27 protein-coding genes are annotated in these 26,834 nt (G+C 73.3%); 23 read left to right on the forward strand and 4 right to left on the reverse strand.

Features of this window, described 5'->3' with window-relative positions:
• Positions 1 to 287: 287 nt before the first annotated feature.
• Complete coding sequence (locus ACFVWD_RS12465) at positions 288 to 416, forward strand: hypothetical protein (RefSeq protein WP_389595579.1); 129 nt, start codon at positions 288 to 290, stop codon at positions 414 to 416.
• 96 nt (positions 417 to 512) lie between these two features.
• Here ACFVWD_RS12465 and ACFVWD_RS12470 read toward each other — a convergent pair whose 3' ends face one another.
• Positions 513 to 986, reverse strand: a complete 474-nt coding sequence (locus ACFVWD_RS12470) for a DUF1772 domain-containing protein (RefSeq protein WP_389595581.1) — start codon at positions 984 to 986, stop codon at positions 513 to 515.
• 252 nt (positions 987 to 1,238) lie between these two features.
• On the opposite strand from ACFVWD_RS12470, the gene ACFVWD_RS12475 reads away from it, so the two are divergent.
• A complete protein-coding gene (locus ACFVWD_RS12475; RefSeq protein WP_389595583.1) occupies positions 1,239 to 2,450 on the forward strand; it encodes an FAD-dependent monooxygenase in 1,212 nt (403 codons plus the stop codon).
• Between the two features lie 95 nt (positions 2,451 to 2,545).
• Here ACFVWD_RS12475 and ACFVWD_RS12480 read toward each other — a convergent pair whose 3' ends face one another.
• Positions 2,546 to 3,142, reverse strand: coding sequence for a TetR/AcrR family transcriptional regulator (locus ACFVWD_RS12480; RefSeq protein WP_389595585.1), 597 nt, complete (start codon positions 3,140 to 3,142; stop codon positions 2,546 to 2,548).
• Between the two features lie 75 nt (positions 3,143 to 3,217).
• Between ACFVWD_RS12480 and fabD the strand changes: the two genes are divergently transcribed.
• The 21 genes from fabD (at position 3,218) to ACFVWD_RS12585 (ending at position 25,590) form a co-directional block, all read left to right on the forward strand.
• Positions 3,218 to 4,336: an ACP S-malonyltransferase gene (gene fabD / locus ACFVWD_RS12485; protein ID WP_389595587.1), complete on the forward strand. Its 1,119-nt coding sequence runs from the start codon at positions 3,218 to 3,220 to the stop codon at positions 4,334 to 4,336.
• A 264-nt stretch (positions 4,337 to 4,600) separates the two neighbouring features.
• Positions 4,601 to 5,023, forward strand: a complete 423-nt coding sequence (locus ACFVWD_RS12490) for an acyl carrier protein (RefSeq protein WP_225900738.1) — start codon at positions 4,601 to 4,603, stop codon at positions 5,021 to 5,023.
• Positions 5,024 to 5,151: 128 nt separating this feature from the next.
• Positions 5,152 to 5,919 (forward strand): SDR family NAD(P)-dependent oxidoreductase, encoded by a 768-nt coding sequence (locus ACFVWD_RS12495; RefSeq protein WP_054229243.1) that lies wholly within the window; start codon positions 5,152 to 5,154, stop codon positions 5,917 to 5,919.
• 33 nt (positions 5,920 to 5,952) lie between these two features.
• Positions 5,953 to 6,405 carry a 3-hydroxylacyl-ACP dehydratase gene (locus tag ACFVWD_RS12500; protein ID WP_099938754.1) on the forward strand — a complete coding sequence of 151 codons (453 nt, stop codon included), beginning with the start codon at positions 5,953 to 5,955 and terminating at the stop codon, positions 6,403 to 6,405.
• Positions 6,402 to 7,679 (forward strand): beta-ketoacyl-[acyl-carrier-protein] synthase family protein, encoded by a 1,278-nt coding sequence (locus ACFVWD_RS12505; protein WP_389595588.1) that lies wholly within the window; start codon positions 6,402 to 6,404, stop codon positions 7,677 to 7,679. Before ACFVWD_RS12500 ends, ACFVWD_RS12505 begins: the two co-directional genes overlap by 4 nt.
• The gene (locus ACFVWD_RS12510; RefSeq protein ID WP_389595590.1) at positions 7,676 to 8,293 is read left to right on the forward strand and encodes a 3-hydroxyacyl-ACP dehydratase FabZ family protein; all 618 of its coding nucleotides are present in this window, start codon (positions 7,676 to 7,678) and stop codon (positions 8,291 to 8,293) included. Before ACFVWD_RS12505 ends, ACFVWD_RS12510 begins: the two co-directional genes overlap by 4 nt.
• Positions 8,290 to 9,579, forward strand: a complete 1,290-nt coding sequence (locus tag ACFVWD_RS12515) for a beta-ketoacyl-[acyl-carrier-protein] synthase family protein (protein WP_389595592.1) — start codon at positions 8,290 to 8,292, stop codon at positions 9,577 to 9,579. Before ACFVWD_RS12510 ends, ACFVWD_RS12515 begins: the two co-directional genes overlap by 4 nt.
• A gap of 44 nt (positions 9,580 to 9,623) precedes the next feature.
• Positions 9,624 to 11,993 carry a beta-ketoacyl synthase N-terminal-like domain-containing protein gene (locus ACFVWD_RS12520; RefSeq protein WP_389595594.1) on the forward strand — a complete coding sequence of 790 codons (2,370 nt, stop codon included), beginning with the start codon at positions 9,624 to 9,626 and terminating at the stop codon, positions 11,991 to 11,993.
• Positions 11,994 to 11,995: 2 nt separating this feature from the next.
• On the forward strand, positions 11,996 to 13,129 hold the full coding sequence (locus tag ACFVWD_RS12525) for a 3-oxoacyl-ACP synthase III family protein (RefSeq protein WP_389595596.1): 1,134 nt from the start codon (positions 11,996 to 11,998) through the stop codon (positions 13,127 to 13,129).
• An 82-nt stretch (positions 13,130 to 13,211) separates the two neighbouring features.
• Positions 13,212 to 14,078 (forward strand): ester cyclase, encoded by an 867-nt coding sequence (locus ACFVWD_RS12530; RefSeq protein ID WP_389595598.1) that lies wholly within the window; start codon positions 13,212 to 13,214, stop codon positions 14,076 to 14,078.
• A gap of 141 nt (positions 14,079 to 14,219) precedes the next feature.
• Positions 14,220 to 15,212: an aldo/keto reductase gene (locus tag ACFVWD_RS12535; protein ID WP_389595654.1), complete on the forward strand. Its 993-nt coding sequence runs from the start codon at positions 14,220 to 14,222 to the stop codon at positions 15,210 to 15,212.
• A gap of 50 nt (positions 15,213 to 15,262) precedes the next feature.
• Positions 15,263 to 16,444, forward strand: coding sequence for an FAD-dependent oxidoreductase (locus ACFVWD_RS12540; RefSeq protein WP_389595599.1), 1,182 nt, complete (start codon positions 15,263 to 15,265; stop codon positions 16,442 to 16,444).
• A gap of 44 nt (positions 16,445 to 16,488) precedes the next feature.
• Positions 16,489 to 17,142, forward strand: coding sequence for a thermostable hemolysin (locus tag ACFVWD_RS12545; protein WP_389595601.1), 654 nt, complete (start codon positions 16,489 to 16,491; stop codon positions 17,140 to 17,142).
• Complete coding sequence (locus tag ACFVWD_RS12550) at positions 17,132 to 18,763, forward strand: AMP-binding protein (RefSeq protein ID WP_389595603.1); 1,632 nt, start codon at positions 17,132 to 17,134, stop codon at positions 18,761 to 18,763. The genes ACFVWD_RS12545 and ACFVWD_RS12550 overlap by 11 nt, the downstream gene beginning before the upstream one ends.
• 328 nt (positions 18,764 to 19,091) lie before the next feature.
• Positions 19,092 to 20,000 carry a TauD/TfdA family dioxygenase gene (locus tag ACFVWD_RS12555; protein WP_389595605.1) on the forward strand — a complete coding sequence of 303 codons (909 nt, stop codon included), beginning with the start codon at positions 19,092 to 19,094 and terminating at the stop codon, positions 19,998 to 20,000.
• A 90-nt stretch (positions 20,001 to 20,090) separates the two neighbouring features.
• On the forward strand, positions 20,091 to 21,572 hold the full coding sequence (locus ACFVWD_RS12560) for an MFS transporter (protein ID WP_389595607.1): 1,482 nt from the start codon (positions 20,091 to 20,093) through the stop codon (positions 21,570 to 21,572).
• A gap of 37 nt (positions 21,573 to 21,609) precedes the next feature.
• On the forward strand, positions 21,610 to 22,179 hold the full coding sequence (locus tag ACFVWD_RS12565) for a cupin domain-containing protein (protein ID WP_168500421.1): 570 nt from the start codon (positions 21,610 to 21,612) through the stop codon (positions 22,177 to 22,179).
• A 107-nt stretch (positions 22,180 to 22,286) separates the two neighbouring features.
• On the forward strand, positions 22,287 to 22,757 hold the full coding sequence (locus ACFVWD_RS12570) for a nuclear transport factor 2 family protein (protein WP_075032262.1): 471 nt from the start codon (positions 22,287 to 22,289) through the stop codon (positions 22,755 to 22,757).
• A 185-nt stretch (positions 22,758 to 22,942) separates the two neighbouring features.
• Entirely contained in the window at positions 22,943 to 24,406 is a 1,464-nt protein-coding gene (locus tag ACFVWD_RS12575) for a DHA2 family efflux MFS transporter permease subunit (RefSeq protein ID WP_190173737.1), read from the forward strand.
• 93 nt (positions 24,407 to 24,499) lie between these two features.
• Complete coding sequence (locus ACFVWD_RS12580; RefSeq protein WP_389595609.1) at positions 24,500 to 25,114, forward strand: dTDP-4-dehydrorhamnose 3,5-epimerase family protein; 615 nt, start codon at positions 24,500 to 24,502, stop codon at positions 25,112 to 25,114.
• A gap of 29 nt (positions 25,115 to 25,143) precedes the next feature.
• Positions 25,144 to 25,590 (forward strand): NUDIX domain-containing protein, encoded by a 447-nt coding sequence (locus tag ACFVWD_RS12585; RefSeq protein WP_389595611.1) that lies wholly within the window; start codon positions 25,144 to 25,146, stop codon positions 25,588 to 25,590.
• A 113-nt stretch (positions 25,591 to 25,703) separates the two neighbouring features.
• Here the strand turns inward: ACFVWD_RS12585 and ACFVWD_RS12590 are convergent, their stop codons facing one another.
• On the reverse strand, positions 25,704 to 25,928 hold the full coding sequence (locus ACFVWD_RS12590) for a hypothetical protein (protein WP_389595613.1): 225 nt from the start codon (positions 25,926 to 25,928) through the stop codon (positions 25,704 to 25,706).
• 70 nt (positions 25,929 to 25,998) lie between these two features.
• Positions 25,999 to 26,661, reverse strand: a complete 663-nt coding sequence (locus ACFVWD_RS12595) for a hypothetical protein (protein WP_389595615.1) — start codon at positions 26,659 to 26,661, stop codon at positions 25,999 to 26,001.
• Between the last annotated feature and the right edge of the window lie 173 nt (positions 26,662 to 26,834).

A 26,834-nucleotide genomic window follows, 5' to 3' on the forward strand; every position in this document is an offset into this window, starting at 1 on the left:
CCCCGCCCGGACAGACCGCCGCGGGAGGAAAAGCGGGAGAGGCGGGAGAGGCGGGAGAGGCGGGAGAGCGGGGAGCGGGGAGCGGGGCGGAATCCGGGCGGGGCGGGCGGCGTACTGATTCCCGCCGGCCGCGGGGGAGCGCGGTGCGGAATGCGTATTTCTTTTGCCGGATTTCTCGAGGGCGCCTCGCATTTCGGTGGACGCGGCGCAATGCGCCTTGACGCGCGGTACGGCCCTTCGTGAATCTCGGTACGGTATCGGCCGCTCACGCCCGAAGGGACACCACCATGGTCAGCAAGAAGAAGAATCCCGCAGGAAACGAGCCGGAGCTCAGCCCCGTATTCGGCAGTGAGATCACCGACGGCCTGGACGAGGACACCGAGACGTCCGTCCTGGGCAGCATCGCCCTGCAGTAGGGGCCGCCGCCGGACGGGAAGGGGGTGGGGCAGGAGACCCGCGGGTTCCCTGCCCCACCCCCTTCCCGTCCGCCCCGGCGCCCGCCTTGTGCGGTGTCAGGACGCCACGAGTGCCACGCACATCGCGCCCAGCGCCACCGCCTGCAGCACGACCCGGGCGTTGATGACGCTGTCCCAGGTGCGCTGCAGGCCCCGCGCGTCGGGCGCGGTGCGGCAGTCGAGGGCCGCGTCGGTCAGCTCCTTGTTCACCGGCGCGCTCACCTTGTTGTAGACGGCCAGCCACACCACCAGGGCCGCCGCCGCGACGGCGGCCGCGGCGGCCGCCGTCACATGGCCGCCGAACCCGGCCGCGACGGCCGTGGCCACCGTGGCGAGCAGGCCGAAGACGCCCGGGACGGGCATCCGGCGGTCCCCGAAACGGTGGATCTGCCCCATGGTGCTGGTCAGTACCGCGTCGTCGACGTGCGCGAGGGCCGGCCGCTGCACGATCGCGGAGAAGACATCGGTGCCGTAGACCACCGCGTTGGCCATCGTGGCCACCACGGCCAGGGTCTGTACGAGGGTTTCCATCACAACCACCCTTGTCCGTCTGCCGGTTGCCACATGGCCTGCCGCCACGTGGATGTGTCAACGCCTGCATTTATCAACGCTAGATGTACTGCCGACACTATCAAGTTCAGTGCTTCGAATGCTAGCGTTGACAACTCCAGTGGTCCGCAGGGGATTCCGCAAGAACGACGAGGGAGCACCCCGGGCCGCAGCGGAGTGCCGTCCCCTCCCCGCGGGGGACATCCGCCCGGACAGCCACGAGGAGACAGACCCATGGCCCTTGGACGTGCCCGTCGCATACTCATCGCCGGCGGAGGGATCGGCGGCCTGGCCGCGGCCCTCGCGCTCCAGCGCGCCGGCCTTGAGCCCGTCGTCTTCGAACGGGCCGGCGAGCTGCGCGACGGCGGCGCGGGCCTGCACATCTGGACCAACGGCGTGCTCGCGCTGGACTGCCTGGGCGTGGCCGGACAGGTCCTCCAGACGGCCCCGGCCCAGCAGGTCGCGCACTTCAGCACCCACCGCGGCGAGGTGCTGGGCGCCTGGCCGGTCGGCGACTTCGTCGAGCGCTACGGCGCGCCCACGATCGCCGTCGAGCGCTCCGTCCTGCACGGCGTGCTGCGCGAGGCCCTGCACGGCTCCCCGGTGCGCACCGGGGCCCACGTGAGGGGCTTCGAGCAGGACGAGGACGGGGTCACCGTACGGTTCGCGGACGGCGGCAGCGAACGGGGCGACCTGCTGATCGGCGCCGACGGCATCCACGGCACGGTCCGCGACGCCCTCTTCGGCCCCGCCCGCAACCGCTACAGCGGCTACATCGCCTGGCGCGGCCGCTCCCCCCTGCGGCACCCGGACATCCCGCCGGGCACCTTCAACGCGATGTTCGGGCCCGGCACCCGCTTCACCTACTACGACGTCGCACCCGGCCTGGTCCACTGGATGAGCGTGGCCAACGGGCCCGCGGGCGGACGCGACGCGTCCGGCGTACGGGAGATGCTGCTGCGCCGCCACCGCGGCTGGGGCGGCCCGGTGGCCGACATCCTCGCCGCCACCCCCGAGGAGGGCATCATCCGCGGCGACGTCGAGGGCCGCAGCCCCGAACGCCGGTGGGGCCAGGGCCGCGTCACCCTGCTCGGCGACGCCGCGCACCCCATCACCTTCAACATCGGCCAGGGCGCCTGCCAGGCCCTGGAGGACGCCCTGGTCCTCGCCGAGCACCTGGAGCACGCCGGCGACCCCGTCGCCGCGCTGCGCCGCTACGAGCGCGAACGCCGCGCCCGAACCGCGCCGCTGCAGCGCATCGCCTGGCGGATCGGGCGGATGGGCGCGGTGGAGAACCCGCTGCTGATCCGGGCACGCGAGGCGTTCATGCGCAAGAACTGGAACACGAAGGCCTTCGCCGCCGCGGAGAAGGGCCAGGTCGCCTACGGCACCCGCTGGGCCTCGGCCCCCCGCCCGGCCCCCGCCCCGACCGCCACCGTGGACTGACACCCGCCCCCGCGGCCCGGACCCCCGCCCCGCAACCCCCGGTTCCAGGCCCGGTTTCGGCCCCCGGCCCCGGGGGGCGGGCCGCCCGGCGGGCGTCAGCCGGGCGCCGGGCGCCGCTGCAGGGCGTCCGGCCGGCGCGCCCCGGCCCGCGCCGCCGGATACAGCCCGTCCCAGAGCGGGTCCCCGGGCGGAAACCCCAGGCAGACCAGGACGTTGACCAGCATCCCGTACGCCATGAACGTGGTGGTCTGGCCCGTGTCCGCGCCGAGCGGCCGGTGGACGGTCTCCCACAGCCGCCGCCACTCGGCCCGCACCGCCTCCCCGAACGCCGCGTCACCGTCCGCCTCGCCCGCCGCCACCGCGACGTACACCTGCATCTGCATCAGCAGCCGCTCCGGCTCCTTGACGATGACGCGGGTGTAGGCGTTGGCCATGGCGCGCAGCGCCTCCTCGCCCGCCAGGCCCTCGGTGGCCTCGGTGAACAGCCGGGCGGTGTCGGCCAGGCAGCACCGCGCCGCCGCGAGGAAGAGCGCCCGCTTGCCCGCGAAGAGCCGGAAGAGATACGGCTGCGACACCCCCGCACGCCGGGCGATGGCCTCGGTGGACGTGCCGTCGTACCCGCCCCGGGCGAATTCGCTCACGGCCGCGCGGATGACGCTCCGGCGCCGCTCGTCTGCACTCATCCTCACCATGCCAGCAAGTTAGTGGCTGATTGCCGGGCGCCGTAGTGCCGGTCCAGACGCATTCAAGGAATGCGCCAGAACCCCGTGGCAGATTCACAGAATCGGGCACCGCTCGCCGACGGCTCGATGACCTTTCTCCGGCTCTGTGAACAGCTCTTCCAACAGTTCTTCCAACAGTTCTTCCACCCGCTCTTCCGGCAGTTCTTCCGACAACTCAGTGAGGCAGGAACGGGGATGATCGACAATCTCTTCACGATGTTTCCCGGGCAGGGCTCGCAGCGCGCGGGCATGGCCGGGCATCTGCTGCGTGAACACCCCCGCACCGCCGGACGCGTCCTGGCCCGCGCCGAGGACGCGACCGGCCTGCCGCTGACCGCGCTGTGCAGCACCGCGCCGGAGGAGGAGCTGGCCCCGACCGAGATCGCCCAGCCCGCCATCGTCGCCACCAGCCTCGCGGTCCTTCAGATACTGCGCGAGGAGGCGGGTTTCGTGCCCGCCGTGGTGGCCGGGCACAGCCTGGGGGAGTACCCCGCGCTGGTGGCCGCCGGGGTCCTGGAGGCTGATCAGGCGCTGCGGCTGGTGCGCCGCCGGGGCGAGCTGATGGCGGGGGTCTCCCGCCGGGCCGGCGGGGCGATGACGGCCGTACTGGGCCTTGGCGCCGCCCGGATCGAGGAGATCTGCGCGGACTGCGCCCCGCTGGGCGTGGTGGAGATCGCCAACTACAACGAGCCGGGCCAGAGCGTGATCTCCGGGCAGCGCCCCGCGGTCGAGGAGGCCGCCCGCCGGGCGCTGGCCGCGGGCGCCGAACGGGCGGTGGCGCTGAAGGTCTCGGCACCCTTCCACTGCTCCCTGATGCGGGCGATCGAGGACGAGTTCGCCGCCGAACTGGAGCGCGTGCGCTTCAGCGCGCCCCGGCTGCCCGTGATCAGCTCGGTGACCGGCACCCTGGTGCGCGACGGCGGCCACGCCCGCGATCTGCTGCGCCGTCAGCTGGCCGGGCCGGTGCGGTGGGTGGACGTGCTGGGCGCCGTGGCCGCGCACCCCGTGGGCGGCTGCCTGGAGGTCGGTCCCGGCCGGGTGCTCAGCGGCTTCGCCAACCGCACCGGCGTCCACTCCGTGGTGCGCAGCACCCACGACGCGCGCCGGATCTCCGCACTGCTGCGCGAGCTCGGGCAGGAGCCCGCCCCCGGCGCCGCCGCCTGACCCGGCGCGCGGACCGGCCCCCGCCCGCCCCACCGCCCACTCCCGCTCCCGCCGGCTCCCGCCGGCCCTGGTCCCAGCCCCCTCAGCGCCCCCGTGCCCCCGCCCGTCCAGCCCCTTCCCGTCTCCGCCCCTCTTCCCTCCGCCCCTCTTGCCTCCGCCTCTCTTCCCTTCCCTGTCTCTTCTCTTCTTTTTCCTCTCCCGTCCGTCCGGTGCGGGCCCCCGGGCCGGTACCGGCGGAACGACCCATCTGAAAGGCAGCCAACGGTGTCCGAAACCCTGACCCCCACCTCGACCGACTACTTCTCCGCGGTCCAGGCCGCCATCGCCGACGCCCTGGGCATCGACGAGGCCGAGGCCGTGCCCGAGGCGACCCTGCTCGGGCAGCTGGGTGCCGAGTCGATCGACCTGCTCGACATCCTCTTCCGTATCGAGCGCGCCACCAAGGTGAAGATCACCGTGGCCGACATCGCCGCCCTGCTGCAGGGCGGCATCCCCGACGAGGAGTTCGGCGACGAGAACGAGGTCGTCAACGACACCGGCCTCACCCACCTGGAGAAGGTCCTGCCGCAGTTCGACCGCAGCCAGCTCAGCGAGCCGCTGACCGCCGAGGGCGTGCTGGGCCTGTTCACCGTGCAGAACCTCACCGACCTGCTGACCGAGCGGGCCGCGGCCCAGCACGCCGCCTGAACCCGGACCCCTCCCCCCGGGGCCGGTGGCGGTGCGGGCCAACGGCGTCCCGCACCCCCGCCGCCCCTCCCGCCCGCGCGGGCCCCGGCCGGCCACCGCCCCCTCGTAGCAGAAACGGGAAGAGACAGATGAAGCTGAAGGACCGCACCGCCCTGGTCACCGGTGCCTCACGCGGCATCGGCCGGGCCATCGCCCTGGCCCTGGCCGAGCAGGGGGCGGCCGTCGCCGTCAACTACCGCTCCCGCCAGGAGGACGCCGCCGCGGTCGTCAAGGAGATCGAGACGGCGGGCGGCCGGGCCGCGGCCGTCGGCGCCGACGTCGCCGACCCGCAGCAGGCCGCCCGCCTGGTGCAGGAGGCCACCCGCCTCCTGGGCCCCCTCGACATCCTCGTCAACAACGCGGGCACCAGCGACGACGGCCTCATCTACGACGCGCCGCCGGACGCCTGGCTGAACGTCATGAAGACCAACTTCGGCGGCGCCTGGCACTGCACCCACGCCGTCCTGGAACAGTTCATGGCCCGCGGCGACGCCACCATCGTCAACATCTCCTCCGCGATGGGCGAACGCGGCTGGATCGGCCAGGCCAACTACTCGGCCTCCAAGGGCGCACTGAACTCCTTCACCCGCTGCGCCGCCGTCGAACTCGCCCGCTTCGGCATACGGGTCAACGCGGTCCTGGCCGGGTTCACCCCGACCGAACTCGTGGACGGCGTGCTGCAGCGCGACGGCGGCAAGAGCATCAAGCGGCAGATCCCGCTGCGCCGGTTCGCCACCGCCGGTCAGGTCGCCGCGGCCGCGGTGTTCCTGGCCGGCCCCGACTCCGGCTACACCACCGGCGAACTGCTCTGCGTGGACGGCGGGTTCTCCGCCCAGCTCGGCATCGGCCGCCCGTAACGGACGCGCGAGGGAACGGAAGAAGAGACGACGATGCGATTCCATCTGATCGACCGGATCGAGACCTGCGCGCCCCGCGAGCACATCACCGCGCGCAAGGTCACCTCCGCCGAGGAGACCTACTGGCAGGACACCGGCGACGGACCCGTGCTGCCCTTCGGGCTGGCCCTGGAGGCCCTGTGCCAGTCCGCCACCTGGCTGATCATGCTCTCCACCGACCACCGGCTGCGCGCCGCGCTGCTGGCGGTCGGCGAGGCCACCGCGCACCGCCCGGTGCGCCCCGGCGAGGTGCTGCGCATGCACGCCACCGTCGAGTCGATGACCGAGGAGGCCGCCCTGCTGGACGGCACCGTCACCGTGGACGGCGAGAACGTCCTTGAGGCGAGCGGCATCCTGTGCGCGCTCATCGACGCCGAACGCCTCGAGGACCCGGCCGCCACCCGGCGCATGGCGCACCAGCTGCAGGGCGGGGGGCCGGTGGGATGACCCGAGTAGCCATCACCGGCGTCGGCGCCGTCACCCCGCTGGGCAACGACGCCGCCACCACCTGGCAGGGCCTGGCCGCCGGCCGCAGCGGCGTCGGGCCGCTGACCACCTTCGACGCGGCCGGCTTCCCGGTCCGTATCGCCGCCCAGGTCAAGGACTTCGACCCGGCCGCGGCGATCCCGGCCCGCATCGGGCGCAAACACCTCTCCCGGGTGGGCCTGTTCGGTGTCGCGGCCGCCTGGGAGGCGCTGCGCTCCGCGCGGGCCGAGGACCTGGGGGAGGAGGTGTACGACTTCGGCGAGCGCGGGGTGGCGATGGGCGCGAGCGTCGGCCGCCCCGAACTGCAGGCCCTCCTGGACGTCGGCCACCTGCGCGCCACCACCGGCCGCGCGGACGCGTTCTTGTGCCACCCCCCGGCCGTCACCCTCACCGACGACCAGAACGTGCCGCTCAGCGCGATGGCCCGGATGATGTCGGCGACCGGGCCGATGATCGGGATCTCCACCGCCTGCTCCGGCTCCGGGCACGCCATCGGGGAGGCCTACCGCGCCATCCAGGAGGGCGACGCCCGGCTGATGGTCGCCGGCGGCTACGACTCCCTGACCACCTGGCTCGACCTGCTCGGTTTCAGTCTGCTGGGCGCGCTGACCGACCGTCACAACGACGATCCCGAGCACGCCTCGCGGCCCTTCGACGCCGACCGCTCCGGCTTCGTGATCGGCGAGGGCGCCGTCGCCGTCGTCCTCGAAGACCTCGACGCCGCCCGCGAGCGCGGCGCGCCCGTTCTGGGCGAGGTCCTCGGCTACGGCTCCACCCTCAACGCCTGGCGCATCACCGACTCCCCGCCGGACGGCTCCGGCGCCGTCCAGGCCATGGAGGCGGCGATCGGCGAATCCGGGCTGGGCACCGCCGGCATCGACTACGTCGTCGCGCACGGCACCAGCACCCACGGCAACGACCAGTCCGAGACGGTCGCCATCAAGAAGGTCTTCGCCGACGACGCCCGCCGTCTGGTGGTCAGCGCCCCCAAGTCGATGGCCGGCCACCTCACCTCCGCCAGCCTGGGCCTGGGCGTGCTGGCCGCGCTCGGCGCGATCCGCCACTCCCTGGTCCCGCCCACCGTCAACCTCGAGCGGCCCGACCGCGGCCTGGACCTCGACTACGTGCCGCACACCGCCCGCCCGATGCCGGTGGCGGCGGCCCTGATCAACGCGTTCGCGTTCGGCGGCAGCAACACCAGCCTCGTCGTCGGCGCCCCGCGGGAGGACACATGACCACCACCGTCCCCGCCGCGGGACCCGCCCCCGCCCCTGTCCCCGCCGCGGGACCCGCACCTGCCCCTGGATCCGGCGCGGGACCCACGGCCGTCACGGCCGGCCCCGTCGCCGCCGCGGGCTTAACGACGGTCACGACCGGCCCCGTCTCCGCCGCGGGCTTAACGACGGTCACGGCCGGCCCCGTTGCCGGCGCGGGTTCCACGGCCGCCGCCGTGCCCGGTGGCGGGCTGGGCGGGTTCGACCGGCTGCTGGAGGCCGTCGTCGGCGAGCGGGCGGCGGCCGTGCGCAACGTGCCCGCCACCCTGACCTGCTTCACCGACCACTTCCCGCGCCACCCCGTGCTGCCCGGCGTGCTGCTGCTGGAGAGCATGGCCGCGCTCGCCCGCACCGCCGCGGGCCCCGGCACCTGGCGCCTGGCCGCCGTGCGCGGCGTGCGCTTCAAGCACTTCGTCGGCCCCGGCGACCAGGTCCACCTCACCGTCGAGGTGACCGCTCACGGCCCGCACCGCACCGAGTGCCGGGCCACCGCCCGGGCCGGCGGCCGGGTGGTCGCCACCGCCCGCGTCCTGGCCCTGGTCAGCGACGAGACGACCCGGGAGGGCACAGCATGAGCGAGCAGCGCCGCCGCGTGATGGTCACCGGCATCGGCCTGATGACCGCGATCGGCCAGAGCGCCGCCGAGACCTGGCACAGCCTGCTGGAGGGCCGCTGCGGCATCGGACCGCTGCGCGCCTACGACCCCGCCCCGCTGCGCACCGGCATCGGCGCCGAGATCCCCTCCTTCACCCCCGCCCAGTGGGCCTCTCGCCGCACCCTGCGCATGCTGTGCCGCGGCGACCAGCTCGCCCTGGCCGGCGCCACCCTCGCCCTGCAAGATGCGGGCCTGGACGACGGGAGCGACCTGGGCCACCGCACGGGCCTGTTCCTGGGCAGCAACAAGGAAATGCCCCGCATGGACGAGCTCATCGCCCAGCTGCAGGCCGTCCGCGCCGACGACGGCACCCCCGACCTGCACCAGCTCGGGCAGAGCGCCTCCTCGGTGATCGCCCCGCTGTTCTTCGTCGAGGGACTGCAGCCCGCCGCCGCCTTCCACATCTCCGAGAAGTACGGCATCCGCGGCGCCAACGCCTACTTCGCCGGCACCGCCGACTCCGGCGCGATGGCGATCGGCCGGGGCATGCGCACCGTACGCCGCGGCGAGGCCGACCTCGTGCTCGCGGGCGGCTACGACGACGCCACCGGCTGGTGGGCGATGTCCAAGATGGACGGCCTGGGCGTCCTGAGCACCCGCACCGACCTGGGCGCCGAGGCCTTCAGGCCCTTCGACCGCGACCGCTCCGGCTCGGTCTTCGGCGAGGGCGCCGCCCTCCTGGTCCTGGAGGAACGCGAACACGCCCTGGCCCGCGGCGCCCGCTGCTACGCCGAGATCACCGGCTTCGGCGCCGGCAACGACTGCGTCCGCCCGCCCAGCCCCCAGCCCCGCGCCCGCGGCCTGGCCCGCGCCATCGGCCGCGCCCTCGCCGATGCCGCACGGCCCTTCCCCGACGGCAGCTACATCGCCGCGCACGGCTGCGCCACCCTGCAGGGCGACGCCAGCGAGACCGTCGCCCTGCACGACGCCCTCGGCACGGCCGCCAAGTCCGCCCAGATCAGCAGCGTCAAACCGCAGACCGGACACCTCGTCGGCGGCGCCGGCGCGCTGAACGCGGCCGTTGCCGCCCTCGCCCTGGACAGCGGCACCGTGCCCGCCACCCTCAACCTCCACCACCCCGCCGCCGAGTGCGACCTCGACTACGTCCCCCTCACCCCCCGCCACACCCGGCCCGACAGCGCCCTGGCCCTGGCCCGCGGCCTGGAGGGCCAGGCCGTCGCCCTCGCCCTGGGACGGACCTCATGACCGACACACCCGCAACACCCGCCATATCCGAAAGGAGTGCGGCCATGACCGACGTCCACGACCGCGCCGTACGGCCGGACACCGCGGCCCGGCCCCGGACCGTGGTGGTCTGCGGTGTCGGCGCCGTGACCGCCCAGGGCGAGGGCGCCGCCGCGCTGTGGGAGGGCATCCGGGCCGGGCATTCGGCCATCGGCCCGGTCACCGGCATGCCGATGGACGGCTACGGCACGGCCATCGGCGGCGAAGTGCCCCCCCTGCCCCGGCCCGCCTACGACTACCTGGCCGCCTTCGGCGGCAGCGAGCGGGAACCGGCCGTCGACTTCGCGCTGACCGCCGCCGCCGAAGCCCTCCAGGAGGCGGGCCTCATGGGCCTGCCCGCCGAACGCTGGGGGGTGGCGTTCGGCTCCTGCAACGGCGGCCTGCGCAGCGCCGAGAAACTCGCCCGCCGCAGCCGCGAGGGCACCGCCCTGCCCGACGACGCCCTGCACTACCTGCTGGTCCCGCCGCAGGCCATCGCCGAGGCACTCAGCGCCGCCTTCGCTCTCAAGGGGCCGGCCCTGTCCGTCAACACCGCCTGCGCCTCGGGCGCGCACGCCATCGCGCACGCCGCCGAGGCGATCGCCGCAGGCCGCGCGGACGCGATGCTCGCCGGCGGCAGCGACGCCTTCACCGAGACCGCGTTCGCCGGCTTCACCAGCCTCCAGTCGCTGTCCACCAAACCCGCCGCCCCCTACTCCAAGGACCGCGACGGGCTGTCCCTGGGCGAGGGCGCGGGCATGCTGGTGCTGGCCGAGGAGTCGGTGGCCCGCGCCGCGGGCGCCCCCGTCCTGGCGGAGGTCCTGGGCTACGGCCTGTCCGCCGACGGCTACCACGCCACCGCCCCGCACCCCGAGGGCGAAGGAGCCGCCCGCGCCATCCGCGGCGCCCTGAAGGCCGCCGGCATCACCCCGGGGGACGTCGGCTACATCAACGGCCACGGCACCGGCACCCCCAAGAACGACTCCGCCGAGTCCAACGCGGTACGCGCCGCGTTCGGCGAGGCCGCCCAGAAGACCGCCCTGAGCAGCTCCAAGTCGATGATCGGCCACCTGCTGGGCGCGGCCGGCGCGGTCGAGGCCATCGTCACCGTCAAGGCCCTGGTCGAACAGACCGCCCCGCCGACCGCCAACTTCACCGGCACCGACCCCAAGTGCGGGCTGGACGCGGTCCCCGACACCGGCCGCGAACTGGCCATGAACGCCGCCCTGTCCAACAACTTCGCCTTCGCCGGCGCGAATGCCTGCGTCGCCTTCGGCTGGCCCTCCGGACGGCGCTTCACCGTCCCCGCCCCGCCCGCCGCCGAGAAGGTCGTCATCACCGGGGGCGCCGCCCTCACCCCCGCCGGCGAAGGCCTTCAAGCGCTGTGGGACGCCTGGCGGCAGGGGCGGCGGCTGGGCACCGACGAGGACGGCCTGCGCGTCGCCCGCGCCGTCTTCGACCCCGCCGCCCACATCGGCGCCCGCGACCGGCGCCGCATGGACCGCCTCTCCCAGCTGGCCGTCGCCTCCTGCCGCGCCGCCCTCGCCCACGCCGGCCTCAAGGCCGACGAGCACACCGGGGTCGTCCTGGGCACCGGACTGGGCCCGATGCGCAGCATCGAGGACTTCCTGCTGCCGGTGCTGGGCGGCTGCCCCGCCCACGGCAGCCCCGCCGTCTTCCCCAACACCGTCTTCAACGCCGCCGCCGGCCAGGTCGCCATGCACGTCGGCGCCAAGGGCCCCACCTCCACCGTCACCACCGGCCACGCCGCCGGCGCCTCCGCCCTGACCGTCGCCCACGACCTGCTGCTGCAGCACCGCGCCGAGGCGGTGCTGTGCCCGGCGGTCGAGGACCTCTCCCCGGGCGTGCTGGCCGCCTACCGCGGGCTGCCGCTGTTCGACGACACCGGCTACACCCTGGCCGAGGCCGGCATCGCCCTCGTCCTGGAACGCGAATCCAGCGCCCGCGCCCGCGGCGCCCGCATCCTGGCCGAGTTCGCCGGCCACGCCGCCGCCGGCGACGCGGCCGGCATCGGCCGCTGGAATGCCGAGGGCGAGGGCGTCGAGCGCGCCATGCGCGCCGCCCTCGCCCACGCCGGCCTCACCCCCGGCGAGCTGACCGGCATCTGGGCCAACGCCGCCGGCCTCACCCGCGCCGACGGCCCCGAGGCCCTCGCCACCGGCCGGCTGGCCGCCGAGGCCGGCTGCCCGGTGCACACCCCCAAACAGACCCTGGGCGAACCGGTCGGCGCGGGCGCCCAGCTGGCCGCCCTCCTCGCCCTCACCGCCTGGAGCACCCCGGCAAGCGGCATCCCGGCCGGGCCGGTGCTCATCAACAGCTCCTCACTCGGCGGCACCCACATCAGCCTCGTCCTGCGTCCCGCAACGGAGAACTGACCATGCCCCACACCCCGCCGGCCCCGCCCGCCGAACCCCGCGCACGCCATGTCTCGGTCCTGGCCACCGGCGCCCACCTGCCGGGCGAGGCCCTCGACAACGACACCCTGGCCCGCTTCTGCGGCCCGCTGCCCGCCGACGTCCTGGACGGCATCCAGGTCCAGCGCCGGCACTGGATGGTCGACCCGGCCACCGGCGCCCACACCACCAGCACCTCGCAGATGGCCACCGCCGCCGCCCGCCAGGCCCTGGAGCGGGCCGGCGTCCAGGCCGGCGAGATCGACCTGATCGTCCTGTCCACCGCCAGCCCCGACTACCTCCTGCCCGTCGCCGCCACCTACGTCCAGCAGCAGCTCGGCCTGGAGGGCTGCGCGGTCATCGAGGTCCGCGCCGGCTGCGTGGGCGCCGTCCAGGCCCACGACATCGCCCGCCGCCTGCTCGCCGACGGCACCTACACCACCGCCCTGGTCATCGGCGCCGAAGCCGTCTCCCCGCTGCTGGCCCCCGTCTTCCTGGGCCGCGACCCCGAACGCGTACGGATGCGCGACCGGCTGACCGTCTACACCTTCGGCGACGGCGCCGGCGCCCTGGTGCTGCGCGCCGGCGAGGAGGGCTCCGCCCACGGCCGCCCGCGCCCCGTCTTCGCCACCCGCTCCCTGGGCGGCGCCCGCAAACCCGGCATGCTCATCGTCGGCGGCGGCACCGACGCCCCCCTCGCCGAACAGCAGCGCCGCCCCCGCCTGATGGACATCCGCCTCGACATCCCCGGCACCGCCCAGTTCGGCCCCCGCGTGTTCGTCGAGGGCATCCACGACCTGCTCACCCGCTCCCGCCTGGCCCTGGCCGACCTCGACGCGTGCGTGCTGCCCGAGGGCAACGCCGAGTACTTCGCGAGCGAGTACGCCGCCGCCGGGCTGTCGGCCGCCGACCAGGCCACCCTGAGCAAGACCATCGTGGAGAACCTCACCGACGTCGGCGCCACCGGCTCCGCCGCCGTCCCCCTCGCCCTCGACGCCGGCTGGCGCGAGGGCCGCATCCGCCCCGGCGACACCGTCCTGCTGCTGGCCATCGAGGCCAGCCGCTACCTGTACGCGGGCCTCACCCTCACCTGGGACGCCCCCTTCCCCGGCCGCTGACCCGCCCCGCGCCCCCCGCACGCCGCCCCCTGTGACCTGCGCCCCCGCACCCGCGGGGCGCCGAGACGAAGGACGAGAGAACGTGTCGATACAAGAGACGGAGCGCACCGCCCGCAGCGTGGAGGAACGCAACAAGAAGACCATCCGCCGGGTCTTCGACGCCTTCGTCAACCAGGGCGACTTCTCCGTCGTCGACGAGATCTACAGCCCCCACATGGTCGACCACCAGCCGCTGCCCGGCGCCCCCGAAGGCCTCGAAGGCGTCCGCTACACCATCGCCGGCCTGCGCGAGGGCTTCCCCGACCTGCACGTGACCATCGAGGACATGAGCGCCCACGGCGACCACGTCGTCATCCACAACACCTGGCGCGGCACCCACCTCGGCGACTTCCTCGGCGCGCCGCCCACCGGACAGGCCATCGAGTTCACCGGTGTCGTGGTGTGGCGGCTGCTGGCCGACGGCCTGATCGCCGAACGCTGGGGCATCGGCGTGGAGTCCAACATGCTGGCCGTCCTCGGCCTGCGCCGGCTCGCCCCCGCCGCCCGCAACGCCGCCCGCACCGCGGCCCGCCGCACCGTCACGAGCGCCGGCGCCCTGCTGCCCCTGCCGCCCGGCGCCGCCGGCGCCTGGCGCGCCCTTCAGGCCGAGCTCACCGGAGCGCGGCTGCGCGCCTACGAGGCCTCCCGGCGCCGCGCGGGCATCCTCCAGGAGTCCTTCGCCCTCCAGCCCCTGGGCGGCCAGGACGTGCTGGTCCACCGGATCGAGGCCCGCGACCCGCAGGGCGCCGCCCGCCGGCTGGCGGCCTCCGCCGACCCCTTCGACTCCTGGCTGCGCCAGGAAGCGGCCGCGGTGCTGGGCACCGACCCGTGGACCCACCTGGCCGCCAACGCCGCCCGCCAGGGCCACACCTGGATGTCCGTCACCAGCGAACTGACCACCGCCGACTGACGGGCCGTGCGAGCACCGGGGGACCGGCACCCCACCACTTCTCTAGCAAAGACACCGACACTGTCACTGCTAGACAGCCACTGCTAGACGGTCACTGCTAGACGACAACCGCCCCGTGCACGGCTCAGGAAGGAACCGATGATGCGGCAACGAAAACTCGGCAGCCAGGGGCTGGAGGTCTCCGAGCAGGGACTCGGCTGCATGGGCATGACCTTCGCCTACGGGCCCGCCGACGACCAGGAGGCCCTGCGCACCGCGCACCGCGCCCTGGAACTGGGCGTGAACCTCCTGGACACCGCGGACTTCTACGGCCCGCACAGCAACGAGGAGTTCGTCGCCCGCGTCATCGCCGGCCGCCGCGACAGCATCACCGTCTCCTCCAAGGTCGGCAACGAGGTCACCGCCGACGGCACCATCACCGGCCGCCTCAACGGCCGCCCCGACTACATCCGCACCTCCATCGACGCCACCCTGCGCCGGCTGGGCACCGACCGCCTCGACCTGTACTACCTGCACCGCGTCGACCCCGCCGTCCCCGTCGAGGAATCCACCGGCGCACTCGCCGACCTCGTCACCGCCGGCAAGGTCCGCCACCTCGGCATCTGCGAGGCGTCCGCCGCCACCATCCGCCGCGCCCACGCCGTGCACCCGCTCACCGCCGTACAGACCGAGTACTCCCTGTCCACCCGCGACGTCGAGGCCAACGGCGTCCTTGCGGCCGTCCGCGAGCTGGGCATCGGCTTCGTCGGCTACAGCCCGCTGGGCCGCGGCCTGCTCACCGGAGCCATCCGCAGCCTCGACGCCCTCGCCGAACACGACTTCCGCCGCGTCGTGCCCCGCTTCCAGCAGGGCAACCTCGAGACGAACCTGCACATCGTGGAGCGGCTGCAGGCGCTGGCCGCCGCCAAGAAGATCACCGCCGGACAGCTCGCGCTGGCCTGGGTGCTCGCCCAGGGCGACGACGTCGTCGCCATCCCCGGCACCAAACGTGTCACCTACCTGGAAGAGAACCTCGCCGCCTGTGCCGTCGAACTGAGCGCGGAGGACCTCGCGGCCCTCGACGAGATCGCCCCCCACGGTTCCACGGCGGGCGACCGCTACCCCGTCGGTGCCATGGCCACCCTCGACGGCTGACCCCCGACCCCGGCCCGCGGGCCCTCGAAGGCGAAGTGAGTGCGATAACCATGGCGAACATCACGATCATCGGCGGCGGACTGGCCGGCCTGACCGCGGCGATCTCCGCCGCCGAACAGGGCGCCCGCGTCACCGTCCACGAGGCCCACTCCCACACCGGCGGCCGCGCCCGCTCGGCCGCCGGCCCCTACGTCACCAACGACGGGCCGCACACCTTCTTCGACAACGGCGACGCCTGGCACTGGCTGCTGCAGCGCGGACTGGCCGGCCGCTACGTGCGGCTGTCCTTCCACGAGTGGACCCGGATGCGCTTTCGCCACCAGGGCCGGCTGCGGATGACCCTGCCGTCCGGCTACATGAAGATGACCTGGCGCCACCGCGGCATCGAGGTGCCCGTCGACCGCTCCTTCCAGGACTGGGCCAGTGAACGCTTCGCCCAGCAGACCGTGAACGAGGCCCTCGGCTTCCTCGGCCCGATCCTCTTCGACGGCGACCCCGGACGGCTGTCGGCGGCCTTCGTGTGGGAGCGGCTGCTGCGCGTGGGCACCCCCCGCTTCCCGCTGCCCAGCCGCTACTTCATCGGCGGCTGGGGCGCGCTGATCGCCCGCATGGAACGCGTCGCCCGCGCCCGCGGCGTGGTCATCGAGACCGGCTCACGGCTGAGCGAACTGCCCGCCGGCGGACCGGTGATCGTGGCGACCTCGCTGGCCTCCGCACGCAGCCTGCTCGGCGACCCCGGCCTTGAATGGCCCAGCGGCACCGCCGCCCTGCTGGACATGGCCGTCACCCACTCCAAGAAGGACGGCAACGTCTCCTTCGACATGGACGAGGGCGGCTTCACCTCCCAGTACTCCGACCACGACCCCTCCCTCGCCCCCAAGGGCCAGGCCCTGTTCCAGGGACAGATGCCGCTGCGGCCCGGCGAGTCGAAGGCCGACGCCCTGGCCCGGCTGGAGAAACTCTTCGACCTGACCACCCCCGGCTGGCGCACCCGCCTCCTGTGGCGCCGCGAAGGCGTCTCCCGCGGCCGCACCGGCGCCCTGGACCTGCCCGGCCTCAGCTGGCGGGACAGGCCCGCCGTCGACCGCGGGGACGGCGTGTACCTGGCCGGCGACAGCGTCGCCGCCCCCGGCATCCTCGCCGAGACCTCCATCAACAGCGCCCTGCGGGCCGCCCAACTCGCCGTGAACACCCGGCCGGCGGCGCACCGCTCCGCGGTGCTCGGGCGATGAGCAGCCCTTCGCGTCCCACCCCACCCTGTTAGGGAGCGCAGCACATGAGAATCACCCTGTCCGAGCGCGGCACCCCGGACTGGCAGACCGCCGCGGACCTCGCCCGGCTGGTGTTCGCCAAGCAGTACCAGGCGAGCATCTCGCCCGACCCGGACGGCTTCCTCGCCTTCTTCGAGACCGCCGCCGACGGCCAGGAGGAAGTCCTCGCCTGCGCGGGCCTGTCCTTCCCCGAGGAAGAGAGCATCCTGCTCGAGCGCTACCTCGACGCTCCCGTCGAAGACGTCATCACCCGGGCCGTGGGCGCCCCCGTCAAACGCTCCCAGGTCCTGCAGATCGGCTCCATCGCCTCGGTACGGGCCTCCGCCGGCGCCGAGATCATCAAGGCGATCCCGCTGATCATGGCCTGCCTGGGCCGCCCGTACGCGGTGATGACCATGACCGGCCGGCTCGCCGCCCTCATGCAGCGCCTGGGCTGCGTCTTCCACCCCCTCGCCGACGCCAGCGCGCAGCGCCTGCCCGAAGACGAACGGGCCGCGTGGGGCTCCTACTACGACACCCGGCCCGTCGTCGGCTACGCCGAGGCCGCCGAACAGTCCACCCTCCTGCTGGCCGCCATCGGCCGCTACTGCTTCACCTCGGTCGACATGCGGCTGCTGAGCAACCGCCCGCAGCAGGGGGTGCTCACCCGTGCCGCCTGACACCCCCACCCGCCTCTCTCTCGCCCAGGGACTCCTGGAGCGGGCCGCCAGCGACGCCGTCATGGTCCGCGTGCTGGCCGCCGACGGCTCGCCGCCCGCCGCCTGGAGCTACCGCGACCTGATCGGCGCCGCCCTCACCCTGGCCGCCCGGCTCCAGGAACGAGCCCGCGCGCTGGGCCGGCCGGCACGAGTGGGGCTGCTCGCGGAGAACTCGCCCGAATGGGTCGTAGCCGACCTGGCCGCCCTGTTCGCCGGCGCCGTCGAGATCCCCGTCCCGACCGCCTTCACCGCACAGCAGGCAGCCTCCCTCCTTCAGAACGCCGACCTGTGCCTCACCGACGCCGCGGGCGAAGCCGCCCTGGCCCGCTGGCACACCAGCACCCCCCAGCCCCAGCCCGTCCTGGCGGACGGCTGCCCCGCCGTTGCCCTCGACCTGCCCGACCTCACCCGCGCACCCCGCCCCGCCGCGCCCCCGCAGATCCCCGGACACGACCAGATCGTCAAGGTCATCCACACCTCCGGCACCACCTCCGCCCCCAAAGGCGTACAGATCCGCCGCCACGGCCTGGACGAACTCCTCACCTCGCTGCGCGCCCGCACCCGCCCGGAGATCTTCGAGCGCTACCTGTCCATCGTCCCGCTCAGCCTCCTCATCGAGCAGGTCGCCGGCCTCTACATGCCCTTCCTGGCGGGCGGTTCGGTGTCCTTCCTGCCGCCGGGCACCGCCCTGGTCGGCACCGCCGCCGACGCCGCCCCCCGCATGCTCACCCTGCTGCGCGCGGCCCGCCCCACCGCCCTGGTCGTGCCGCCCACCGTCGCCGGCCTCTTCCTCGCCCTGTGCGACCAGCAGCCCGCCGAGAGCGTCACCGAGCGCCACCGGCGGATCTTCGGACACGACGGGCCGGTCTTCGTCGCCTGCGGCGGCGCCCCCGTCCCCCCGGAGATCCTCCAGCGCCTCGACGCCTACGGGCTGACCGTCCACGAGGGCTACGGACTGAGCGAGAACTCCTCCGTGGTGTCCTGGAACTTCCCCGGCGCCGTCCGCTTCGGCACCGTCGGCCGCCCCCTGGACCACGTGCGGGCCGAACTCGCCGAGGACGGCGAACTCCTCATCCGCAGCACCTCCCTGTTCGCCGGCTACACCCGCGAGGACCCCTCCAGCGTCGTCGTCGACGACCAGGGCCGCCTGCACACCGGCGACCTCGCCGAGATCGACGCCGACGGCTATCTGCGGATCACCGGACGCAAGAAGAACCTCGTCATCACCGCGGGCGGCCGCAACGTGGCCCCCGAATGGGTCGAGGCCCGCTACCGCGAACTCGGCTTCGTCCGCGAGGCCGCCGTCGTCGCCGACGGCCTCGACCAGGTCCACGGCCTGTTCGTCATCGACGCCGGCCTCGACCCTGCCACGGCCCGCCGCGAGATCACCGACTTCGGCAGGCGGAAACTCTCCGGCATCGAACGCGCCGCCGTCGTCCACCTCATGTCCGAGGACGACCCCGCCTACGCCACCTGCTTCACCGTCACCGGACGCCCCCGCCGCGACGTCGTGCGCGCGCACGTCCTCAAGCAGCCCCCCACCCCGGCCCCCCGCGGCGGCGAGACCAAGGAGAAGGCTTGACATCTCCCCCAGCCGAAGCAGGGGGATTCTTCCCTCGCGGGTTGAGCTTTCTGCTTCTCAGACAGCAGCTGCCCCGAATCAACGGCGGGGGACGTTGGTACGCCCAGCAGTCTTACGCCAGCTCCACAGACCTGACATCCCGCCAGCCCGGCGGTAGGCCCGGCCAGCTTGGTTATCACCGGCCGAGCGTGGCAACGCTACTGCATCCGCGGGCAGTTGCTGGTGAACGACGATCCGCCCTGGCGGCGAATCGTCTTCCCTTGCCCTGCTCCGCAGGAGTCCGTTTCCTCCCCGGCCCGAAGGCTGGGGTATCCACGGAGGAATCCAGATGAGCACGGCTATGAAGACCACCCCCTACGGCACCGGCAGCGGCCTGCTGGTCGAACCCGCAGGCCCCGGCGGCCTCGACGGCATCGACCCCAAGGAACTGCGCGACCTGCTCTCCCAGGCCGGCTTCCTGCTGCTGCGCGGCTTCGGCGCGGACATGGACGCCTTCACCGCCCTGGTGCAGCACACCTCCACCTCCACCACCCTCGACCCCGCCCGCGACTTCTACTCCGAGGTCGCCCAGAAGGTCGACGCCGGCTTCGACGAGGTGGGCCTGCACACCGAGAACGGCAACAGCCCCTTCCGCTCCCACCTCGCCTGGTTCTTCTGCGAGAAGGCCGCCTCCTCCGGCTCCCAGACCACCGTCTGCGACGGCTACCGCGTCTGGGACGCCCTCAGCCCTAAGGCCCGTACGGCATTCGCGGCCCAGGACATCGTCTACAGCCGCTACGTCGCCGAGCCGCAGTGGCGGGCGATGGCCCACCACCTGCTGGGCCGCACCAAGCCCGCCGACGAGATCGAGGTCAAAGAACTCCTCGCGCTGGCAGGCCAGTTGCCGGGCACCGAGATCGTGCCGCAGGACGACGGCGGGGTGCGCTACTCCTTCACCACCCCCGCGGCCGGCACCACCGTGTTCGGGCCGCGCCCCTCCTTCGCCAACAGCATCCTGGGCCCCTCCTTCAACTACGAGAAGCCCACCATCACCTTCGCCGACGGCACCGCCCTGTCCCAGCAGCTGCTGGCCGAGGTCGAAGAGGTGACCGCCCGCCTCACCGAGAACCTCGACTGGCAGGACCAGGACGCCGCCGTCATCGACAACACCCGCGTCATGCACGGCCGGCGCGCCATCACCGACCCCCACCGCACCATCTACAACGCCCTCAGCTACATCGAGGCACCCGCCGCCTGACCGGGCCGCCCCTCCCGCCCCCACCCCCAGCCGACGAAGAAGGGGAGAGGGGCGGGAGGGGCGCGAGGCAGATCCATCCGAGAGGGAGCCATGACCACCGACCACACCGCCGCCCCCCGCACGACGGACACCGCACCCGCCGCCGCGGATCCCCGCCGCTGGCGCCTGCTCGTCTTCGTCGCCCTCGCCCAGTTCATGGTGCTCCTCGACACCACCGTGGTGAACCTCGCCCTGCCCGCCATCCAGGCCGACCTGAAGGCCGGCGCCACCGCCGTCGAATGGGTGCTGACCGCCTACATCCTGTGCTTCGGCGGCCTCATGCTGCTCGGCGGCCGCACCGCCGACCGCTGGGGCAGGCGGCGCACCTTCCTGCTCGGCGCCCTGCTGTTCACCGCCGCCTCCCTGCTGTGCGGGCTCGCCCAGGGCGCCGGCCTGCTGATCGCCGCCCGCGCCCTGCAGGGCTGCGGCGCCGCCTTCCTCTCACCGGCCGCGATGTCCCTGGTCACCACCACCTTCCCCAAGGGCCGCGAACGCACCACCGCGCTCGCCGTGTGGGCCGCACTGGCCGGCCTCGGCGGCACCCTCGGCGTCATCGCCGGCGGCCTGATCACCGACAGCCTCAGCTGGCGCTGGATCTTCTACATCAACCTGCCCTTCGGGATCGTCGCCGTCGCCGGCGTCCTGCTGCTGTCCCGGGGCCGCCCCGAGACCCGTATCCGCGGCTCGCGCCCTGACATCGCCGGCGCCGTCACCGTCACCGCGGGCCTGGCCGCCCTCGTCTACGCCATCGTCAACATCCAGGACCACGGCGCCGCCTCCACGCCCTACGTCCTGGCCCCGGCCGCCGCCGCTCTCGCCCTGCTCGCCGCGTTCGTCCTGATCGAACGCCGCACCCCCGACCCGCTGATGCCGCTGCACCTGTTCGCCACCCGCTCCCTGGCCACCGCGGGCCTGGGCCGCGTCCTGACCAGCGGCGTGCAGGCGTCCGTGCTCTTCCTGTGCAGCTACTACCTGCAGCGCACCCTGGGCTACTCCACCCTCAAGTCCGGGTTCGCGTTCCTGCCGCTGGGCGTCGTCGCCATCCTCGTCACCGCCCCCGCCACCCGCATCATGCACAAGGCCGGCCCCCGCCCCGTCTACCTCGCCGGCGCCGCCGGCTCCGTCCTTGGTCTCCTCCTGCTCACCCAGGCCCCGGCCGACGGCACCTACCTGCTGCACCTGCTGCCCGCCCTGCTCATCCTCGGCGCGTCCATGCAGTGCTGTGGCATCCCCGTCAACGTGCACGGCGTCTCCGACATCCCCGCCCGCCAGCAGGGCATCGCCTCCGGCGTCCTGGTCGCCGCCTTCCAGGTCGGCGCCTCCCTCGGCGTGGCCACCGTCGCCACCAGCGCCCTGACCCGCACCACCCACGAACTCACCCACCACACCGCCCCCGCCCTGGCCTGGCTGGACGGCCTCCACCTCGGCTTCTGGATCGCCACCGGCATCGGCGTCCTCAACCTGCTCACCGCCTACTTCGCACTGCCCCGCCACCGCCGCGCCCCCGCCCCGGCCGGCCCCCGCACCGCCTGACCACCCCCCAACCCCCCCAACGGACACGGAGAGGCCCATGGCACGCCCCGGAGACACCCTCCACCTCGGCAAGGACAAGCTCACCTTCCTGACCACCGCCGCCGAAACCGACGGCGCCTTCGTCGAAGTCGAAGTCGAGTACGCCCCCGCCGTCATCAAACCGCCCCAGCACTACCACCCCCGCCAGACCGAACACATGCGCCTTCAAAGCGGCCGCCTCAGCCTCCAACTGGACGGCGTCCTGCACGAGTACGAACAAGGCGCCGACTTCTACATCCCGCCGGGCGCCGTCCACTCCATGTGGAACCCCGGCCCCGAACCCACCCGGGTCATCTGGCGCACCACCCCCGCCTACCAGACCGAAACCGTCTTCGAGACCCTGTGGGGCCTGACCAACGAAGGCCGGCTGCGCCCCGACGGCACCCCCCGCCTGCAGATGCCGCTGCTCGCCCTCGCCTTCCGCGACGAGTACCGCGTCGTCACCGGCCGCCCCTACCCCCTCGACACGGCCCTGTGCCTGCTGCTCTCCCCGCTCTCCCTGGCCTGCGGCTACCGCCCCACCTACCGCCCGCCCCAGAACACCGCGACCCTCCAGCCCACCGCCTGAACACACCGCCGCAGGAGCGGGGTTCGAGCCGGACACCAGGGCGCGGCGAGCCGTGCGCCCTAGCGTCGGCCCCAACCGACATACGGCCGATGCGTGGAGGAATGGTCATGGCCACCGAAGCACACGAATTCACCCTGCCCGGCGCGGATCTCCCGCAGCCCGACGCCGAACTGCGCAAGAAGCGCGAGGCGGTCGTCCTGCAGCACACGGTCGCCGAGATCGCCTGGGACATCGACGGCGTGCTGGCCACCTTCCCGCGCGGCGGCGTCTACCGCATCCAGGCCTTCGAAGAGGGCCCGCTGATCGGCGAAGAAGCCATCAAGAAGGGCTACTTCGCCGACCTCAAGGCCGCCTTCCCCGACCTGGAGCACGAACTGCACCACGTGCACCACACGCCCACCGCCGTGATCCTCGAGGCACAGGCCCGCGGCAAGCAGGAGGCCGACTGGCGCGGCATCCCCAACCGCGGCAAGTCCATCGACGCCCCCGTCGCCGTCTTCTTCCACTTCGACGGCGACGTCCTGATCGACGAGACCCTCTACTTCGACATCGCCACCTTCCAGCGCCAGCTCGCCTGACCCCCTCCCCATCCGCAGACGCGCCGCGCCCGCGTGTGCCGAGCGGGGCTCGAGGAGAACTTGAGCAGGCGTCCGTAGCGTCGACGGCGCCGTACCGGCCCGCGCGCGGGCACCAGGGCGCCGCGGGCCGGACCGGTCACGGCGATGAGCATCTCGCACGACCCGCCTCCAGAAAGGATGCTCGGATGAGCACCGTCAACCCCCCATCCCCGGGCGGTGAAACCAGGAGGGTGGTCTTCTGGGCCATTCTCACCACCAGCCTCGCCTCGTTCATGGCGGGACTGGACAACCTCGTCATCATCACGGCGCTGCCCACCATCCGGGAGAAACTCGGCGGCAGCCTCACCGACCTGGAATGGACGGTCAACGCCTACACCCTGTCCTTCGCGGTCCTGATGATGTTCGGCGCCGCCCTCGGCGACCGCTTCGGCCGCCGCAAGGTCTTCAGCCTGGGCCTGCTGCTGTTCACCGCCGCCTCCGCGGCCGCCGCCCTCGCGCCCGGCATCAACGAACTCGTCGCCGCCCGCGCCGTCCAGGGCGTCGGCGCGGCCATCATCATGCCGCTGTCGGTGACCCTGCTGACCGCCGCCGTGCCCGCCGAGAAACGCGGCGCGGCCCTGGGCATCTGGGGCGCCGTCAACGGACTGTCCATCGCCGCCGGCCCGCTGGTGGGCGGCGCCATCGTCGAGCACCTGTCCTGGCAGTGGATCTTCTGGCTGAACGTGCCGATCGGCCTGGCCCTGGCCCCGCTGTCCTTCCGCAAACTCGCCGAGAGCCGCATCGCCCACTCCCGCCTGGACGCCGTCGGCACCGCCCTGGCCAGCCTGGGCCTGTTCGGCATCGTGCTGGGCCTGATCAAGGGCCACGGAGACGGCTGGACATCCCCGCAGGTCCTGGGCGCACTGATCGGCGGCACCGCCGTGATGGCCCTGTTCGTGGTGTGGGAGAACCGCACCGAACACCCGATGGTGCCGATGCGGATGTTCCGCAACCGCGCGTTCACCGCGATCAACCTGGCCGGCGCCCTCATGTCGGTCGGCATGTTCGGCGCGATCTTCCTGATGACCCAGTTCCTGCAGAACATCCAGGGCTACACCGCCATGCAGGCCGGCGTACGGCTGCTGGCCTGGACCGCCATGCCGATGGTGGTCGCCCCCATCGGCGGCATGGTCTCCGACCGCATCGGCGGCAAACCCGTGGTCACCCTCGGCCTCGCCATGATGACCGCCGGCATGGTCTATTGGGCCTTCGTCCTCAAACCGGACGTCTCCTACGCCGCCCAGCTGCCCTCCCTGATGATCTGCGGCGCCGGCATGGCCCTGTTCTACGCCCCGCTGATGAACCTCACCATGGGCTCGGTCGCCGAACACGAACAGGGCATCGCCTCCGGCGTCACCGCCGCCACCCGCGAGGTCGGCGCCGCCCTCGGCGTCGCCCTCCTCGCCTCCATCTTCAGCGCCAACGGCGGCTACGCCTCACCGCGCAACTTCGTCGACGGCCTGGTGCCCGCCATGTGGGTGGGCGCCACCGCGGTGGCCCTTGCCACCTTCGCCATGCTGCTGGCCCCCTCCCGCCGGCGCGCCGCCGCGAGCGCCCCCGTCGCACAGGCCGCCCCCGCGCAGGAGAGTGCACCGGCCCCCCTGCACTGACCTGGCGCCGGGGCCGGTGCCACCCCCGGGTGGCACCGGCCCCGGCGCCCTCCCACGAACCGGCGCCCCGACGCCCCGACGAACCGAGGACGCATGGCCATTGAGGAGATGAAGGTCCGCGACGCCTTCCGGATCACACCGTCGCAACTGCCGGACAACCGGGGCCTGTTCTTCGAGGCCTGGCGGCTGGGCGGCCTGACGGCGGCGAGCGGCCAGCCCTTCACCGTCCGGCAGGTCAACTTCTCCGTCTCCCGGCGCAACACACTGCGCGGCATCCACGGCACCACCCTGCCGCCGGGCCAGGCGAAGCTGGTGACCTGCGTGCGCGGCGCCGCCCTGGACGTCGTCGTCGACCTGCGCGTCGGCTCCCCGACGTTCGGCATGTTCGACACCACCCTGCAGGAAGCCGGCTCCGGCATCGGCGTCTACCTCGCCGACGGCCTCGGCCACGCCTTCCTCGCCCTGAGCGACGACACCTGCATGAACTACCTGTGCTCCGAGGAGTACGTGCCCGGCACCATGGTCGACGTCCAGGCCCTCGACCCCGACATCGGCATCCCCTGGAACACCACCGGACAACTCATCCGCTCCGACAAGGACACCCACGCCCCCGGCCTCTCCGAGGCCGCCGCCCGCGGCCTGCTGCCCACCTACGAACAGGCCCTCGCCTCCTACCATCCCGCGGCCGCCGACGGCCGCCGCCCGTAGCCTGACGGGTGACGGCGGCGGGAGGCGCGGTGATCGAGTGTGTCCGGGCGGTACTGGTCACGCCCGCCGGCCGGCTGCTGCTGATCCGGCGCACCTGGCCGGGCGCCACGCCCTACCGGGTTTTTCCCGGCGGGCACGTCGAACCGGACGATCCGGGCCTGCGCGCGGCCCTGGTCCGTGAGATACGCGAAGAGACCGGCGCCGAGCCGCAGATCACGGGCCTGCTGCACGTGCTGGCCGACGAGCACCAGCGCCAGTACTTCTACCTGGCCCGCATCCGGTCCTGGTCCGAGGCGGACCGCACCGGTCCGGAGTTCGCCGACCCGGACCGCGGAGAGTACCGGCTCGAGGAAGTCCCGCTGAGCATCCGGGCGCTCGACGCCCTCGGCCTGGAGCCGGAGGAGATCGCCGCACTGCTGCGCGCCGCGGTGACGGCCGGGACCGACCTGGCCGCCCTGGCAGATCCGGCACGGTGAGTCCGGCGGCCGGCACCAGGAACCCCGTCCGCCAGGAGCCTTGCCGCCGGCAGGCGCCGGGTGTGAACCAGCCTGCCCTGTCCGCAGGTTGGAGCGGGCCCGGCGTCAGGGCTTCACACGGCTTCTCTCGCGGCTTGGCGGGATCTCCACTCGCGGCGCAGGAGGTGGAACCGCAGGGCCGCGGCGGCGAGAAACGCGGGACCGGTGCCGCCCCGGGCCCACCCTCCGGCCATGACGAACCAGCAGAGGGCGAGGCCGGTGAAGAAGAGGCTGACGGCGATGACCAGCGGTTCGCGGATCCAGAACGCGAGGGCGCGGAGAATCAGGCTGATCAGCATCCGGCCAGTCGATCAGGCGCGGACCCCGCACGCTGCGGTGGAGGCCACAGTTCCGCAGGCGGGAGGGGCGTCAACTCCTGCCTGCCCAGGGACGGTGGCCGCGCCCGGGCAGCTGCCACTTCTGTTGAAAGTGCGAACCGGTTTGCTCCGGTCGCCGATCGGGGGGCACCGACCTAACCTCGGTTGAGGCCGACAGTGACCAATGGGGCAGTTGTTCAAGATGGGAGAACATCGTGAATGCCACATTCCGCAGCCACTGGGGGCGCACCTTCGCCGTAGGAACCCTGACAGCGGCCCTGCTGTCCGGGGGAGCAGCGGGCGGTATCGCGGTAGCGGCCACCGGATCCCAGCATCCGGCCGCACCCGCGGCGACACCTGCGACATCGGCGCCGGAGACGTCGAAGACGACGACCACCGCGCCGGCGCCGACGACGACCACCACCAAGCCGTCGCCGACGACGACCACCAAGCATTCGCCGAAACCGTCGCCGTCGAAGACGCACAAGTATTCGCCGAAACCGTCGCCGTCGAAGACCCACAAACCGAAGCCGACTCCGTCGAAGACCCACAAGTATTCGCCGAAGCCGACTCCGTCGAAGACCCACAAACCGAAGCCGAAGCCGTCGAAGACGAACAAGTACTCGCCGAAGCCGAAGCCGTCGAAGACGCACAAGTACTCGCCGAAGCCGACTCCCTCGAAGACGAGGACGGCGCACCCGACCGTGACCGCCAAGCCGACCAAGACCTCCTAGCCCTGACCGCCGGGGCAAGTGACACGCCCGCGCCCCTGAGGCGCGGGCGTGTCTGTCGGAGCCTTCGCCCTCCCCCTCGCGCAACCATCCGGCGTCCGGTACGTCTGATGCGGTATGAGGGCGTGGTGGGCGGACAGGAAGCGGCGGTATGCGG

The organism is Streptomyces sp. NPDC058086 (genome assembly GCF_042885015.1).
In the GTDB taxonomy this organism is placed as follows: domain Bacteria; phylum Actinomycetota; class Actinomycetes; order Streptomycetales; family Streptomycetaceae; genus Streptomyces.

Coding starts and splice junctions, on each gene's coding strand:
- ACFVWD_RS12515 (WP_389595592.1), top strand. CDS start 8,290: ATGAGCGAGCAGCGCCGCCGCGTGATGGTCACCGGCATCGGCCTGATG.
- ACFVWD_RS12475 (WP_389595583.1), top strand. CDS start 1,239: ATGGCCCTTGGACGTGCCCGTCGCATACTCATCGCCGGCGGAGGGATC.
- ACFVWD_RS12520 (WP_389595594.1), top strand. CDS start 9,624: ATGACCGACGTCCACGACCGCGCCGTACGGCCGGACACCGCGGCCCGG.
- ACFVWD_RS12565 (WP_168500421.1), top strand. CDS start 21,610: ATGGCACGCCCCGGAGACACCCTCCACCTCGGCAAGGACAAGCTCACC.
- ACFVWD_RS12590 (WP_389595613.1), bottom strand. CDS start 25,928: ATGCTGATCAGCCTGATTCTCCGCGCCCTCGCGTTCTGGATCCGCGAA.
- ACFVWD_RS12545 (WP_389595601.1), top strand. CDS start 16,489: ATGAGAATCACCCTGTCCGAGCGCGGCACCCCGGACTGGCAGACCGCC.
- ACFVWD_RS12510 (WP_389595590.1), top strand. CDS start 7,676: ATGACCACCACCGTCCCCGCCGCGGGACCCGCCCCCGCCCCTGTCCCC.
- ACFVWD_RS12570 (WP_075032262.1), top strand. CDS start 22,287: ATGGCCACCGAAGCACACGAATTCACCCTGCCCGGCGCGGATCTCCCG.
- ACFVWD_RS12535 (WP_389595654.1), top strand. CDS start 14,220: ATGCGGCAACGAAAACTCGGCAGCCAGGGGCTGGAGGTCTCCGAGCAG.
- ACFVWD_RS12495 (WP_054229243.1), top strand. CDS start 5,152: ATGAAGCTGAAGGACCGCACCGCCCTGGTCACCGGTGCCTCACGCGGC.
- ACFVWD_RS12505 (WP_389595588.1), top strand. CDS start 6,402: ATGACCCGAGTAGCCATCACCGGCGTCGGCGCCGTCACCCCGCTGGGC.
- ACFVWD_RS12555 (WP_389595605.1), top strand. CDS start 19,092: ATGAGCACGGCTATGAAGACCACCCCCTACGGCACCGGCAGCGGCCTG.
- ACFVWD_RS12480 (WP_389595585.1), bottom strand. CDS start 3,142: ATGGTGAGGATGAGTGCAGACGAGCGGCGCCGGAGCGTCATCCGCGCG.
- ACFVWD_RS12575 (WP_190173737.1), top strand. CDS start 22,943: ATGAGCACCGTCAACCCCCCATCCCCGGGCGGTGAAACCAGGAGGGTG.
- ACFVWD_RS12465 (WP_389595579.1), top strand. CDS start 288: ATGGTCAGCAAGAAGAAGAATCCCGCAGGAAACGAGCCGGAGCTCAGC.
- ACFVWD_RS12580 (WP_389595609.1), top strand. CDS start 24,500: ATGGCCATTGAGGAGATGAAGGTCCGCGACGCCTTCCGGATCACACCG.
- ACFVWD_RS12525 (WP_389595596.1), top strand. CDS start 11,996: ATGCCCCACACCCCGCCGGCCCCGCCCGCCGAACCCCGCGCACGCCAT.
- ACFVWD_RS12540 (WP_389595599.1), top strand. CDS start 15,263: ATGGCGAACATCACGATCATCGGCGGCGGACTGGCCGGCCTGACCGCG.
- ACFVWD_RS12560 (WP_389595607.1), top strand. CDS start 20,091: ATGACCACCGACCACACCGCCGCCCCCCGCACGACGGACACCGCACCC.
- ACFVWD_RS12470 (WP_389595581.1), bottom strand. CDS start 986: ATGGAAACCCTCGTACAGACCCTGGCCGTGGTGGCCACGATGGCCAAC.
- ACFVWD_RS12500 (WP_099938754.1), top strand. CDS start 5,953: ATGCGATTCCATCTGATCGACCGGATCGAGACCTGCGCGCCCCGCGAG.